The 12865-nt window shown below is 70.2% G+C and carries 11 protein-coding genes; 3 read left to right on the forward strand and 8 right to left on the reverse strand.

Going from position 1 to position 12865, the window contains the following annotated elements; translation table 11 throughout:
* Nucleotides 1-67: 67 nt before the first annotated feature.
* The 5 genes from JOE59_RS12600 to JOE59_RS12620 form a co-directional block, all read right to left on the reverse strand.
* Nucleotides 68-1540 carry an MFS transporter gene (locus JOE59_RS12600; RefSeq protein WP_307837059.1) on the reverse strand — a complete coding sequence of 491 codons (1473 nt, stop codon included), beginning with the start codon at nucleotides 1538-1540 and terminating at the stop codon, nucleotides 68-70.
* An 88-nt stretch (nucleotides 1541-1628) separates the two neighbouring features.
* Nucleotides 1629-2978: a phytase gene (locus JOE59_RS12605; RefSeq protein ID WP_204460944.1), complete on the reverse strand. Its 1350-nt coding sequence runs from the start codon at nucleotides 2976-2978 to the stop codon at nucleotides 1629-1631.
* Between the two features lie 84 nt (nucleotides 2979-3062).
* On the reverse strand, nucleotides 3063-3893 hold the full coding sequence (locus tag JOE59_RS12610; RefSeq protein ID WP_204460947.1) for an aldo/keto reductase: 831 nt from the start codon (nucleotides 3891-3893) through the stop codon (nucleotides 3063-3065).
* A gap of 75 nt (nucleotides 3894-3968) precedes the next feature.
* Nucleotides 3969-4913, reverse strand: coding sequence for a cyclase family protein (locus tag JOE59_RS12615; protein ID WP_204460949.1), 945 nt, complete (start codon nucleotides 4911-4913; stop codon nucleotides 3969-3971).
* Nucleotides 4910-6319: an APC family permease gene (locus tag JOE59_RS12620; protein ID WP_307837060.1), complete on the reverse strand. Its 1410-nt coding sequence runs from the start codon at nucleotides 6317-6319 to the stop codon at nucleotides 4910-4912. The genes JOE59_RS12615 and JOE59_RS12620 overlap by 4 nt, the downstream gene beginning before the upstream one ends.
* 150 nt (nucleotides 6320-6469) lie before the next feature.
* Between JOE59_RS12620 and JOE59_RS12625 the strand changes: the two genes are divergently transcribed.
* The 3 genes from JOE59_RS12625 to JOE59_RS12635 are packed head-to-tail and all read left to right on the forward strand — an operon-like array spanning nucleotide 6470 to nucleotide 9246.
* Complete coding sequence (locus tag JOE59_RS12625; RefSeq protein WP_204460954.1) at nucleotides 6470-7411, forward strand: hypothetical protein; 942 nt, start codon at nucleotides 6470-6472, stop codon at nucleotides 7409-7411.
* A gap of 15 nt (nucleotides 7412-7426) precedes the next feature.
* Nucleotides 7427-8599, forward strand: coding sequence for a sensor histidine kinase (locus JOE59_RS12630; protein WP_204460955.1), 1173 nt, complete (start codon nucleotides 7427-7429; stop codon nucleotides 8597-8599).
* Nucleotides 8596-9246, forward strand: coding sequence for a response regulator (locus tag JOE59_RS12635; protein ID WP_204460956.1), 651 nt, complete (start codon nucleotides 8596-8598; stop codon nucleotides 9244-9246). The genes JOE59_RS12630 and JOE59_RS12635 overlap by 4 nt, the downstream gene beginning before the upstream one ends.
* A 6-nt stretch (nucleotides 9247-9252) precedes the next feature.
* Here JOE59_RS12635 and JOE59_RS12640 read toward each other — a convergent pair whose 3' ends face one another.
* The 3 genes from JOE59_RS12640 to JOE59_RS12650 form a co-directional block, all read right to left on the reverse strand.
* Nucleotides 9253-10044 carry a slipin family protein gene (locus tag JOE59_RS12640; protein ID WP_204460957.1) on the reverse strand — a complete coding sequence of 264 codons (792 nt, stop codon included), beginning with the start codon at nucleotides 10042-10044 and terminating at the stop codon, nucleotides 9253-9255.
* Nucleotides 10045-10137: 93 nt separating this feature from the next.
* Nucleotides 10138-11331 (reverse strand): cystathionine gamma-synthase, encoded by a 1194-nt coding sequence (locus JOE59_RS12645; RefSeq protein ID WP_204460958.1) that lies wholly within the window; start codon nucleotides 11329-11331, stop codon nucleotides 10138-10140.
* A 151-nt stretch (nucleotides 11332-11482) separates the two neighbouring features.
* Nucleotides 11483-12850 (reverse strand): cystathionine beta-synthase, encoded by a 1368-nt coding sequence (locus tag JOE59_RS12650; protein ID WP_204460959.1) that lies wholly within the window; start codon nucleotides 12848-12850, stop codon nucleotides 11483-11485.
* Between the last annotated feature and the right edge of the window lie 15 nt (nucleotides 12851-12865).

The raw sequence follows: 12865 nt of genomic DNA on the forward strand, positions 1-12865 counted from the left end.
AGCCGTTTCGCGCGCCTTCGAGACGTGTGACAGTCACATGGGGGCGTCGGAGCGACGCCGCCGCGGTTCAGCTCGCGGGCGACGCTGCGCTGAGCGGTCGCACCCGACTCGCGAGCAGCACCGCGACCAGCGCGATCGCCACGGTCACGGCGAAGTCCGCGGCGAACATGCCGGCGCCGAGCGCGCTCGACACGAGCGCTGTGATGGCCAGCGCGATGGCGGCGCCCAGGGACTCGGAGATCGTCAGCGCCGCACTGTTGAAGCCCTGCGCCGAGACTGGCGAGAGGGCGAGCACCGCGACCGAGAACCGCGGGTACATGAAGCCCATGGCGCCGCCCGCGAGCGTCCACGCCGTGAACGCGATCGCCGGCGCCAGCGTGAACAGGGCGACGACGAACACGATCGCGAGCGAGATCGCGAGCAGGATCGTGCCGATCACCACAGCCTGTGTGTTGGACACCCGCGTGAGCCGTCCCTGCAGCCACGACGCGACGGCCCACGAGACACCGGCACCGGTCAGCACCGCTCCGGCCAGGCTCGGCGAGAACTCGTAGCGCTCGATGAAGAGATACGGCAGGTAGATCTCGCTGCCGAAGAACGCGCCCGCCACGATGAGCTTCAAGAGCACGGTCGCGGGCATGCCGCGCGCCGCGCGCAGGGTGCCCTGCGGCAGCAGCGGGCGAGCCGCCCACGCGGCGAGCGCGATCGCGGCGATCGCGACGACCCAGCGCCACGGGTCGGCGAGCTCCTTCGAGAGCGAGACGCCGAGTGCCGCGGCTGCCACGAGCACCGCCCAGCCCACGCGGCTGATGCTCCACTGCACCGACCGGTCGCCCTGCACCTGGCTGCGCACCCGCAGCACAGGGGGCAGCATCATCGCGGCGGCGGGAACGACGAGCACGATGACGCCGAGGAACACCCAGTGCCAGCTGAACGTCTCGGCGACGACGCCGGCGAGCGCCGGGCCGATGATCGACGGGATCACCCAGGCCGCGGCGAAGCCCGCGAACACCCGGGCCCGAAGCTCCGACGGGTAGACACGGCCGACGATCACGTAGAGCGGCACGATGACCGCGGCGCCCGAGAGGCCGTGCACGAACCGGCCGACGATGAACACCTCCATGTTCACCGCGGTGCCGGCGATCACGAGGCCGACGACGAACAGCGCGGCCGAGACCAGCAGCGACGGGATCGGCCCCGAGCGATCGGTCCAGTTGCCCGCGATGACCATGCCGATGATGCCGGCGGCGAGCGGCACGGCGAAGGCGAGCGCGAAGAGCGATTCGCCGTCGAGCTGCTCGGCCACGAGGGGCATGATCGTCGTGACGGCCATCGCCTCGAACGCGGCGAGGAAGATGAGCGAGAACATGCCGATCGACAGCCACCGGTACGGCTTCGACAGCGGCCCCGATGCGGGCACCGGCTCGGGCGCGGCAGCGATCGGCGCGGCGGATGCCTCGGCGCTCGGTGTGACGGCAGCGCTCGTCGCCTCGGGGTCGGTCGAGGGCGGCGCGGGCGTCTCTGCGGTGGGTTCGGTCACCCTGTCGAGCCTACGACTTCAAGCGCGCTTGAGCTCAAGCGGATGCCCCGGGTGGCGAAGCCGCCGCCCGGGGCCTCCATGCAGTCGATTAGCGGAAGCGCGGATCGTTGCCCGCCGAGGTGCTCACCTTCAGGTGCAGTGCCTCCGCGATGTCGTCCCAGTCCACGTACGAGAAATTCGTCGCGTCGCGGTCGCCGTCGACGCCGTCGCCGGTCTCGGGCTCGTCGTGCGTCACGAGCAGTCCGTCGCGATAGTCGCCGACGACGCGGTTGGTGACGGCGAGCCCGTCGGAGCCGTTGATCTCATCGGCACCGTCGACACCGTCGACGCTGAACGTGCCGACGAGGCGGTTGCGTCCCTGCCGCTCGTACACGGCGAACGTGTCGTCGCCCTGGCTCGAGACGATGAGGTACCCGGTCGCGCCGGGGCCGTAGTAGAGGTCGACGCCCTCGGCGTCGGCTTCGAGCACCGAGCCTCCGAAGCCCTCGTCGGCGGCGTCGACGGGTGCGCATTCCTCGGTCTCGGGGTCGTACGCGTCGTGGACGCCGAAGTCCTTCACCCGGTCGATGAGCCGCGGCTCGGCCGCTCCGAAGGGGAGCTGCAGACGCCAGAGGCCGACATCCTCCTGCGCCGCGTACAGTACGCCGGTGCGCTGGTCGACGGTGAGACCCTCGAGGTGCGGTTCGATGCCGGGCTCGTCGCACGGCGTCCAGGTGGTGCCGTCGGGCAGCGGGAACGAAGCCGGCATGTCGGTCGTGGCGACGTCGGCGTACCCGAGCGCACCGTCGATCTCGACGATGCGGGCGGTCGCGAGGGTCGTGGCGCCCTCCTGCGTGACCACGGCGTACACCTCGTCGCCGGCGGTCGGCTGCCACACGGCGAGGCCGTAGGCGGTGTGCCCCTCATCGACCGTCGCCCGGTCGGCGCTGAAGAGGAACGGCTGCTCGGCCGCGGTCACCTCGACGAGCGGAGTCTCCGCCTCCGTGCCGGCGGGGTCGATCGTGAAGAAGCGCAACTGATCGTTGTACCGGTCGGAGACGACAGCGACGTCGACGCGCTCGCCGGCGAGCTCGACCCCGTAGGCGATGTCGACGTTGTTGTACCGGCCCTCGGTGCCGTCGGCGCGCGGCGCGACCGTGGCGGGCAGCGACTGCAGTTCGTCGGACTCGAGGTCGTAGACGCGCAGACCACCCTCCTTCGCCGTCACGATCACGATCGATTCGTCGGTGTCGTCGGGGTTCACCCAGATCGCCGGGTCGTCGCCGACGGCGTTGCCGCCCGCCTCATCGTCGTAGAGCACGGGCGTCTCGTTGTCGGTCGTGACGACGGCCGGGGCGTCACCGGCGAGGTGCGGTGCGGCGGCCCACGCGGCGGGCGCGGCGGCGAGGAGCAGGGCGGCGACGGATGCCGTCGCGGCACCCTTCAGCAGTGGTGTCATGCGATGAGACTCGCTGATGCCGCGAAACACCGGCTGGACACCAGGTGAACTCGGCCCGACGACGAGAACCCGAAGCGTCGCGCCTCAGAACTCCTCGTGCGTGTCGGGGTCGCCGCCCCAGATGCGGCCGCGCGACAACGCGGAGATGGCGTCGACCTCTTCGGTCGTGAGCGCGAACCCGAAGACGTCGAGGTTCTCACGGCGGCGTGCGGCATCCGACGACTTCGGGATCGGCACCGCCTCGAGCTCGACGTGCCAGCGCAGCACCGCCTGCGCGGGAGTGACGCCGTGGGCGGCGGCGACCTCGGCGACGACCGGCTCCTGCAGCAGTTCGGTGCGCTTGGCGAGCGGGCTCCAGCTCATGGTGCGGATGTCGTGCTCGTCGTGGAAGGCGCGCAGCTCGTCTTGCGGAAAGTAGGGGTGCAGTTCGACCTGGTTCACGACGGGCACGATGCCGGTGCTGTCGATGAGCCGGGTGAGCATCTCGGGCGTGAAGTTCGAGACCCCGATCGACCGCACGAGCCCCTTCTCGCGCAGCGAGATCATCGCCCGCCAGCTGTCGAGGTACTTGCCGAGGCGCGGCAGCGGCCAGTGGATGAGGTACAGGTCGACCCAGTCGAGGTCGAGCCGCATGCGTGACTGCTCGAAGCTCGCGATCGTCTCGTCGAACCCGTGGTGCTTTCCCGGCAGCTTCGTCGCGATCACGAGGTCGCTGCGATCGACGTCGGTGCGACGGATCGCCTCGCCCACGGCCTCTTCGTTGCCGTAGTTGAAGGCCGTGTCGATGAGGCGGTAGCCCTCGGCGATGCCCGCGGTGATCGCGTCGATGCCCGCCTGGTCGTCGAGCCCGTACGTTCCGAGTCCGATCGCGGGAATCGTGTTGCCGTCGCGGAGTGCATACGCGGGTGCGATCATCTGTCCATCCTCACGCACACCAGCGCCGGATGCCAGATACGACGCCCCGTGGATTCCGGCGGTGCGCCACCGGCCTCAGCCGGAGACGGGAACCTCCGCGAACGCCCGCACCGGGAAGGTGCCGAATCCGGCGACCCGCGGCGGCACCGCCGTGAAACGTGCGCCGCGCGCGGGCACCTCGGCGAGCGCGGTGAGGTGCTCGACCACGTGGATGCCGGCCGCGAGCAGGATCGAGTGCGCCGGACGCTCGCCGGCCGACTCGGCGTCGTCGATGTTGAGCGAGTCGATGCCGACGATCGCGACGCCCGCATCTGCGAGATGCTGCGCACCTGCCTCGGTGAGGAACGGCGCGCCGTGCAGGTATTCGGGCTTCCCGAAGTGACGACTCCAGCCGGTGTGCAGCAGCACCGCCGTGCCCGCGAGCTCGCGGTCGAAGAAGACCTCTGCGGGAATGCCGCGCTCCGCGGCATCCGTCAACCGGAAGACCTCGGCCGGGATGCCGACGAGTGTCTCGAGCGACAGGCTGGCGAGGTCGCCGCCGTCGGCGTAGCGGTGGAACGGGCTGTCGAGGTAGGTGCCGGTGTTGCCCGCCATCTGGATGATGTCGATCTCGAACTCGGTGCCCGGTGCGTAGTGCTCGCGCGAGGCCTCGCGCGTGAGGTGCGGCGTGATCACCGGCGCCGGGATGCCCGGGTAGGTCACGAGCCCCTCGCTGATCACATGGCTGAGGTCGACGAGTCGCCCGCGCTGCATGCTGCCGGAAGCAGCGGATGCCTCGGCGCCCACGGATGCCTCGGCGCCGACGCCCCGCGAGCCCTTGTGCGGCTCCTCGACGATCTCGAGGTTCGAGAGCTCGACGCTGCCGACGAGCGCGAGCCCGAGGTGGCGCACGAGCAGCTCGCCGATCTGCGTCTCGGTGAGGTGCTGCGACGGCAGGTCGAGCCGGAACGCCTCGGCGCGCAGGCCTCCCCCGTTGACGAAGGCGATGTCGGCGTCGAAGTGGGCGCGGTACTCGGTCATTCGGTCTCCTGTGCGACGGGCTGGGCTGGGTGGGCGGCAGGTGCGGACTCGGCAGCGATCGGTTCACCGCGGCGGCGGGCACGCACCCGGCGCACCACCGTCACGAGCACCGCGGCGGCGGCGAGCACGAGCGGCACCACGAGGTTCGCCCAGGCGAGCACGAGGAGTCCCATGGTCATGATCGTCGCGACGACGGCGAGCCACCACCCGAACGACCAGCGCTTCAGCAGCAGGGTCGCGGCGAGCATGCCCACGGCGTAGATCGCGACCATGTTGCTCGTGTGGATCAGGATGAACCCCGTGAGGTCGAGGTCGTTCAGCAGCATGAGGCCGAAGTAGGCGACGATGAGCACCCCGGTGAGGGCGAGCGCGCGACGCGGCACCTCGCCGTCGGCGGCGCCCTTGGCGAAGAACTTGGGCAGGTCGCCGTCGCGCCCGAGTGCGGCGCCGAGCTTGCCGAACGCCGGCATGTAGGCGTTCATCACGCCGAGCGTGACGATCGCCGCGACGATCGCGACGAGCACGGGGCCGATGCCGGGCGCGGTCGTCTCGACGAGGTCGAGCAGCGGCACCTGGCCGTCGCCCGCCCGGTCGCCGAGCACCGCGACGGTGACGAACTGCAGGGCGAGGTAGCCGGCGCCGACCACGACGACGGCGATGCCGGTCGCGAGCGGGATGATCTTGCGCGGGTTCCTGAACTCCCCGGCGATGTGGGTGCCGACCTCCCAGCCGGCGAAGGCCCAGACGAAGAGGCTGATGGCGACGCCGACGCCGCCCCAGCCGTTCGGCAGGAACGGCGTGAAGTTGGATGCCTCGGCGGCCGGGAACGTGACCGCGACCACGCCGACGACCACGGCGATCAAGAGACCGGTGAGCACGAACTGCACCCAGCCCGCGACCCGCACACCGAACCAGTTGACGATGAACGGGGGCACGAAGACCGCGAAGCCGATGATCGGCACCGCCGAGCGATCGATGCCGAGCACCGCGACCACGTACTCGCCGCCGAGCACGGCGAGCACCGGGGCGCCGATGCAGACGCCGAAGTAGAACCAGTACCCGGCCATGCGGGCGGCGGTGTCGCCGAGCGCACGGCGCGCGTAGCTCGCGACGCCGCCCGCATCGGGGTAACGCGAGGCGAGCGCTGCGAAGGTGCCGGCGAGCGGTATCGACAGCACGAGCACCACGGCGACCGCGACGACCGAGGCCGGACCGGCGGCCGAGGCGGCGAGCCCGGGCAGCACGAGGATGCCGGTGCCGAGCACGCTCGCGATGTAGAGCGCCGTGCCCTGCACGAGGCCGAGACTGCCGCGGTGCGGCTCGGAATCGGTCGTGGGAGCGATGCCCGATGCCGCGCTGACGGCCGGTGCTGCGCCGGAGGCCACAGCGGTCTGGTTCGAAGTCACCCGCTCATTCTGGGGCATCCCACCGTCATGCACCGCTGGCAGGATTGACACACTTCGTCGAAATACTGCCAGTGACTCAGCTACCGAGGTCGCACGTCGCCGCGACCGTCGGTGGATGTGCGCCGGGTCGGCATCGGCTGGGCTGGACGCATGATCACGAAACGCACTCGAACGGCAGGCCCGACCCTCATCGCCGCCACGATCGGCGCGGCAGCAATCGCCGCCCTCACCGCCGCCGCATCCCTCGCGATCGGCCCCACCGACGATTACGCGCGGATCTTCCCGCCTCGTTGGCTCGCCCTGATCGCCGTGACCCTGGTACTCGCGTCGCTGCTCATTGCGCGGATGACGAGCTCGACGCGCGGAACGCGTGCGGCGGGCGTGCTCGGCTGGGCCGCGGCGGTGTTCTTCTTCGGCGCATCCGGAGGGGCCGTCCTCGACGGGTTCCGTGCGTTCTTCTGGGCCACGGGCATCCCCTCCGGTGACTTCGCGACCGTCGACTGGCCTGGCGCGATCGCACGGGCCGCGAGCCTCCTCGCCGCACTCGTCACCGTCGCCTGGGCATGGCGACTCCGCGCCGGTCATGCCCGCGACGCCGGCGCCGCGGCATCCGCTCGCACACGAATCGCGGTGGCGTGGTGCGCCGTCGCCTTCGCCGTTCCCTATCCGCTGCTGAAACTGGTGTGGTGGGTACAGGATCGCTCGAGCTCTCCGGTCGACCGCACCGCCGGCTTCCCGGTGATGGAACTCCTCTCCTTCGGCGCAGCGCTCGTGCTCGTGCTGCTCCTGACCTCGTCACGGCGCGTGCCCCTCCCGGCATGGCTGCTCGTCGCCTGCGGCTTGTGCGCGTCGATGGCACTGCTCAGCATGGGGTTCCTCATGGTGTTCGGGCTGCTGGCGCAGGTGACCGGAGTCGCGGCGGGTTCCGTCGTGTTCGCAAGCGATGGGGCGACCCTGATGGTGCTGGGCGTCTACGGCACGTGGCTCGCGCTCGGAGTGGTGGTGCTCACCGCGACACTCGGATTCATCGATGCTCGCGGTTCGACTCGCGATGCCGAGCACGCTCGCGCCCCAGCGAGCATCGCCGCATAGGTTGGAGGTGTGACCATGACACCGACGCGCCACGACGCACTCATCGCCGCCGTTGCCGCGATGGTGCTGCTGCCGCCGACGGCGCTGGTCTCGTTCACGTCGATCCCGGCCCCGGGCGCGTGGGTCGTGGTTGTGCTCGCGATCGTCGGGCATGCCGCGCTGTTGTGGCGGAGCTCGCACCCGTCGGCTGCGCTGCTCGTGATCGCGGGGTGCGTCGGCGGCGAGGCCGTCGTCACGGGCCTGTTCTTCGTCCTGCCGTCGTCGCTCGTGTTCGTGATCGCGGTGTACGCCGCGACCGCGTACGGAACACGCTGGATGCCGCTCGTGATCGGGCTCGTCGGGTCGGTCGCTGCGGCGGGCCGCTACGCCGCAGACCCGAACGTCGTCGACTCCGGATTCGGGCCGTCGCCGTGGCTGCTCTTCGTGCTCTTCACCGCGGTCGTGCTGTGCGCATGGACGATGGGTCTCCTTCGACGGTCCCAGCTGCTGGCGACAGAGCTCGCCGAGCAGCGGGCCGAGAGCGAACGCCGCGAGCGCACACAGCGCGAGGCGCTCGCTGCGTTCGAGGAGCGCGCCCGCATCTCGCGCGACATGCATGACGTGCTCGCCCACTCCCTTGCGGTGATCGTCGGCCAGTCACGGGTCGCCAGGTTCGACGAGGCGCGAGCGACCTCGGCGCTCACCGTGATCGAAGACACCGCACGCGATTCGCTGCACGAGATCAGGGTGCTGCTCCGAGGCATCCGCGATGACGAAGCTTCGCCCGATGCGCGGCCGCTCCCGCAACCGACCCTCGCCGAACTCCCCGAGCTGATCGAGCGGGCGCGTTCGCTCGGTTTCGTCATCGCGCATTCGACGGAGGGTACGGCGACTCCGATCGGGGCGGCCGCGCAAGTTGCGATCTACCGCGTCGTGCAGGAGGCGCTCACCAACGTCGCCAAGCACGCGCACCCCGGCGCGATCGTCGACCTCTTGATGAGGTGGGACGACGATCGGCTGTCCGTGATCATCACGAACGACCGGGCGCGCGTGCGAGGTGGCGCCGAGACGATCGAGCCCGGACTCGGGCTGCTGGGCATGGGCGAACGACTGCGTGCGGTCGGCGGAAGCCTCACGACCGTCGACGCGGGTGACGGCAGCTTCACGGTGACCGCCACGGTGCCGACGCGGGCGGAGCCCACCGCATGATCCGCGTACTCGTCGTCGATGACCAGGACCTCGTGCGAGCCGGCATCGTCGCGAGCGTTGATGCCCAGGCCGACCTCGAAGTCGTCGGCGAGGCCGCGACGGGTGCCGAGTCCGTGCGCGCGACGGCGCGACTCTCCCCCGACGTCGTGCTGATGGACATCAGGATGCCGCAGCTCGACGGCGTCGACGCGACCCGCGAGATCCTCGAACACCACGCCGACACACGGGTGCTCGTGCTCACGACCTTCGATGCCGACGAGTACGTCTTCGGGGCGCTGCGCGCCGGGGCATCCGGGTTCCTGTTGAAGGACGCCTCGGTCGACGAACTGGCCGCGGCGATCCGAGCGGTACACCGCGGCGATGCAGTGCTCGCCCCATCGACGACGAGCCGGTTCGTCGAGCTGATGCTTCCCGGGATGCCCGATCCCGGTCGGCGCGCGGCCGCCGAGGCGAGCCTGACCGAGCGCGAACTCGAGATCGTGCGGCTCGTGACGCAAGGCCTCGGCAACGCCGAGATCGCTCGAACCGTCCACCTCGCCGAGGCGACGGTGAAGACGCACATCGGTCGGGTGCTCACCAAGCTCTCGCTCCGCGACCGGGTGCAGATCGTCATCTGGGCCTACCGGAACGGCATCGCGCCCGTCTAGCCACGCCTAGTGTCCGCGCACCTGGGCGACCGCCGCCTCCCGATCGATGAAGTTCGTGAGCTCGCCGATCGAGGCCATGAGCGGCGCCGGGAAGAGGACGAGCGTGTTCTTGTCGACGCCCACCTCGACGAGCGTCTGCAGGGTGCGCAGCTGCAGCGCGAGCGGATGCGACATCATCGTGTCGCTCGCGACGCCGAGCTGGACCGCCGCGAGCGACTCGCCCTCGGCGGCGATGATCTTCGCCCGCTTCTCGCGCTCGGCCTCGGCCTGCTTCGCCATGGCGCGCTTCATCGAGTCGGGCAGCAGGATGTCCTTCAGCTCGACGAGCGTGACCTCGACGCCCCAGTCGAGCGTCGTGACATCCAGGATCTCGCGGATGTTGGCGTTGAGCGCCGCCGTATCGGCGAGCGCCTCGTCGAGATGGTGCTGGCCGACGACGCGTCGGAGCGTCGTCTGCGCGATCTGCTCGATCGCCGACTTCACGTTCTCGATCGCGATCACCGACTTCACCGCGTCGGCCACCCGGTAGTAGGCCACGGCCGACACCCCGACGGTGACGTTGTCCTTCGTGATGATGCCCTGCGACTGGATCGGCAGCGTCACGATGCGCAACGACACCTTGATCATCACGTCGACGATCGGAATGATGAACCGGATGCCCGGCTCGCGCACGCTGTGCAACCGGCCGAATCGCAGCACCACGCCGCGCTCGTACTGCTTCACGATCTTCACCGACATGAAGAGGAGGACGATCGCCAGGATGGCGACGATGACCACGGTGATCCAGAACCAGACCATGAGAGCTCATCTCCCGAAGCGCCGGAGTCGTGCCGTGCGCCTGCTCCCATTCTCCCACTCATCCGGCTGCGGAGACCCGGCGAGCGGATGCCGCTACAGGCGGGCGAGCGCGCCGTCGATGTCGGCGAGCAGGTCGGCGACGTGCTCGATGCCGACCGACAGGCGCACGATCGACTCGGGCACCTCGGCATCGGTGCCCTTCACCGAGGCGTGCGTCATCTCCGAGGGGTAGTTGACGAGCGACTCCACACCTCCGAGCGACTCGGCGAGCTGGAACAGCTCGGTCGACTCGGCGAACCGGCGCGCGGCCTCTCCGCCCCCCGCGAGCGAGATCGAGAGCATGCCGCCGAACCCCGACATCTGCCGGGCGGCCAGTTCGTGGCCCGGGTGCGACTCGAGCCCGGGGTAGTACACGCGCTCGATGCCGGCGTGCTCGTCGAGGCGCCGTGCGATCGCGAGGGCGTTCGAGCTGTGCCGCTCCATGCGCACACCGAGGGTCTTGATGCCGCGCGAGGTGAGGAACGCGTCGAACGGGCCCGACACCGCGCCCGCCGCGAACTGGGTGAACGTCACGCGCTCGGCGAGGTCGGCGAGCTCGGGGCGCGAGGAGTCGCCGCCGCCGTCGCCCAGGCCGCCGGCGAACACGAGCGCGCCGCCGACGACGTCGGAGTGGCCGCCGAGGTACTTCGTCGTCGAGTGCACGACGACGTCGGCGCCGAGGGCGAGCGGCTGCTGCAGCGCGGGCGAGGCGAACGTGTTGTCGACGACCACGAGCACGCCCGCGGCGCGGCCGAGCTCGGCGAGCGCCGCGACATCCGAGATCTTCATGAGGGGGTTCGACGGCGTCTCGACCCAGAGCACTTTCGTCGACGGTTCGATCGCGGCGCGCACCGCGTCGAGGTCGCTCGTGTCGACGGTCGTGTGCCGCACGCCCCAGGCGCCGTGCACTCGGCGGATGAGCCGGTGCGTGCCGCCGTAGACGTCGTTGCCGATGACGACGTGGTCACCGGGCGCGAGCACGGTGCGCAGCAGCGCGTCTTCGGCCGCGAGGCCCGAGGCGAACGACAGGCCGAGCTCACCGCCCTCGAGCGCGGCGAGCTGCGTCTCGAGCGCCGTGCGCGTGGGGTTGCCGCCGCGCGAGTACTCGTAGCCGCCGCGGAGCCCCCCGATTCCGTCCTGCACGTAGGTCGAGGTCTGGTAGATCGGCGGGATGACGGCGCCGGTGGTGGGGTCGAACTCCTGCCCCGCGTGGATGGCGAGGGTGTCGAAGCGTGCGTGGTCGTGCATGGGATGGGATCGCTTTCAGTGGTCGTTGGGTTCAGGAGGAAGTCGCGGGATCAGGACGACATCGGCGACATCGACCTGACTCCGCGACGATCTCCTGAATCGAGGACGATGGCGGGGCGGCGGGTTGCGAGGAACGCATGAGTCGGGACGGTCAGGCGGAGAGATAGGCGAGCAGATCGGTGCGGGTGATCACGCCGAGCGCCTTGCCGCCGTCGGTCACGAGCATCGCGGGCGTCGCCGAGAACGACGAGCGAGCGGATGCCACGGGCTCGTTGACCCCGATGAGTGGCAGCGGCTCCCCCACGACGCCCGAGACCTTGTCGGTGAGCTTGACCTGGCCCGAGAAGACCTGTTCGAGCAGTGCCTCCTCATGGAGCGCCCCGAGCACCTCGCCGAGCACGACGGGCGGCTCGGCGGTCAGCACGAGCAGCTGCGAGACGCCGGTGTCGGTCATTCGGTCGATCGCCTCGCGCACCGTGTCGTTCGGGTGCACGTAGACGAGGGGCGCCGTGCGGTCAGCCTTCGCCGCGAGCAGCTCGGCGATCGTGTGACCGGCAGGGGCGTTCGAGAAGCCGTAGGCGCGCATCCACTTGTCGTTGAAGATCTTGCCGAGGTAGCCGCGTCCGCCGTCGGGCAGCAGCACCACGAACACGTCGTCGGGGCCCGCGGAGGCAGCGGCCTTCAGCGCAGCCACCACGGCCATGCCGCTCGAGCCGCCGACCAGGATGCCCTCTTCACGGGCGAGCCGGCGGGTCATGTCGAACGACTCGGCGTCGGAGACGGCGATGATCTCGTGCGGCACGGCGGGGTCGTACGCCGTCGGCCAGAAGTCTTCGCCGACGCCCTCGACCAGGTACGGCCGGCCGGTGCCGCCCGAGTAGACCGAGCCCTCGGGGTCGGCGCCGATGATGCGCACGCGATCTTCGGACACCTCACGCAGATAGCGCCCGGTGCCGGTGATCGTGCCCCCGGTGCCGACGCCCGCTACGAAGTGGGTGACCTTTCCCTCGGTGTCGCGCCAGATCTCGGGGCCGGTGGTCTCGTAGTGCGAGCGCGGGCCGTTGGGGTTGGAGTACTGGTCGGGCTTGAACGCACCGGGGATCTCTCGGGCGAGCCGGTCGGAGACGCCGTAGTACGACTCGGGGCTGTCGGGCGCGACGGCCGTCGGCGTCACGACGACCTCGGCGCCGTAGGCGGTGAGCACGTTGCGCTTGTCTTCACCGACCTTGTCGGGGCACACGAAGATGCACCGGTACCCGCGCTGCTGCGCCACGAGCGCGAGGCCGACGCCCGTGTTGCCCGAGGTGGGCTCCACGATCGTGCCGCCCGGCTTCAGCTTGCCCTCGCGTTCGGCGGCATCGATGATGCGGCCGGCGATACGGTCCTTCGAGGAACCGCCGGGGTTCAGGTACTCGAGCTTCACGAGCACCGTCGCCGACGTCACGCCTTCGGTGACGTGGTGCAGCTTCACGAGCGGAGTGTCGCCGACGAGGTCGACGATGGTGTCTGCGTACTTCATGGTGGTGTCCTTGCT

Source organism: Agromyces cerinus, from assembly GCF_016907835.1.
Taxonomy (GTDB): Bacteria; Actinomycetota; Actinomycetes; order Actinomycetales; family Microbacteriaceae; genus Agromyces; species Agromyces nitratus.

Bases quoted from the DNA above. Each gene is read 5' to 3' on its own strand.
- JOE59_RS12605 (WP_204460944.1), bottom strand. From the start codon at position 2,978: ATGACACCACTGCTGAAGGGTGCCGCGACGGCATCCGTCGCCGCCCTG.
- JOE59_RS12610 (WP_204460947.1), bottom strand. From the start codon at position 3,893: ATGATCGCACCCGCGTATGCACTCCGCGACGGCAACACGATTCCCGCG.
- JOE59_RS12615 (WP_204460949.1), bottom strand. From the start codon at position 4,913: ATGACCGAGTACCGCGCCCACTTCGACGCCGACATCGCCTTCGTCAAC.
- JOE59_RS12625 (WP_204460954.1), top strand. From the start codon at position 6,470: ATGATCACGAAACGCACTCGAACGGCAGGCCCGACCCTCATCGCCGCC.
- JOE59_RS12630 (WP_204460955.1), top strand. From the start codon at position 7,427: ATGACACCGACGCGCCACGACGCACTCATCGCCGCCGTTGCCGCGATG.
- JOE59_RS12635 (WP_204460956.1), top strand. From the start codon at position 8,596: ATGATCCGCGTACTCGTCGTCGATGACCAGGACCTCGTGCGAGCCGGC.
- JOE59_RS12640 (WP_204460957.1), bottom strand. From the start codon at position 10,044: ATGGTCTGGTTCTGGATCACCGTGGTCATCGTCGCCATCCTGGCGATC.
- JOE59_RS12645 (WP_204460958.1), bottom strand. From the start codon at position 11,331: ATGCACGACCACGCACGCTTCGACACCCTCGCCATCCACGCGGGGCAG.
- JOE59_RS12650 (WP_204460959.1), bottom strand. From the start codon at position 12,850: ATGAAGTACGCAGACACCATCGTCGACCTCGTCGGCGACACTCCGCTC.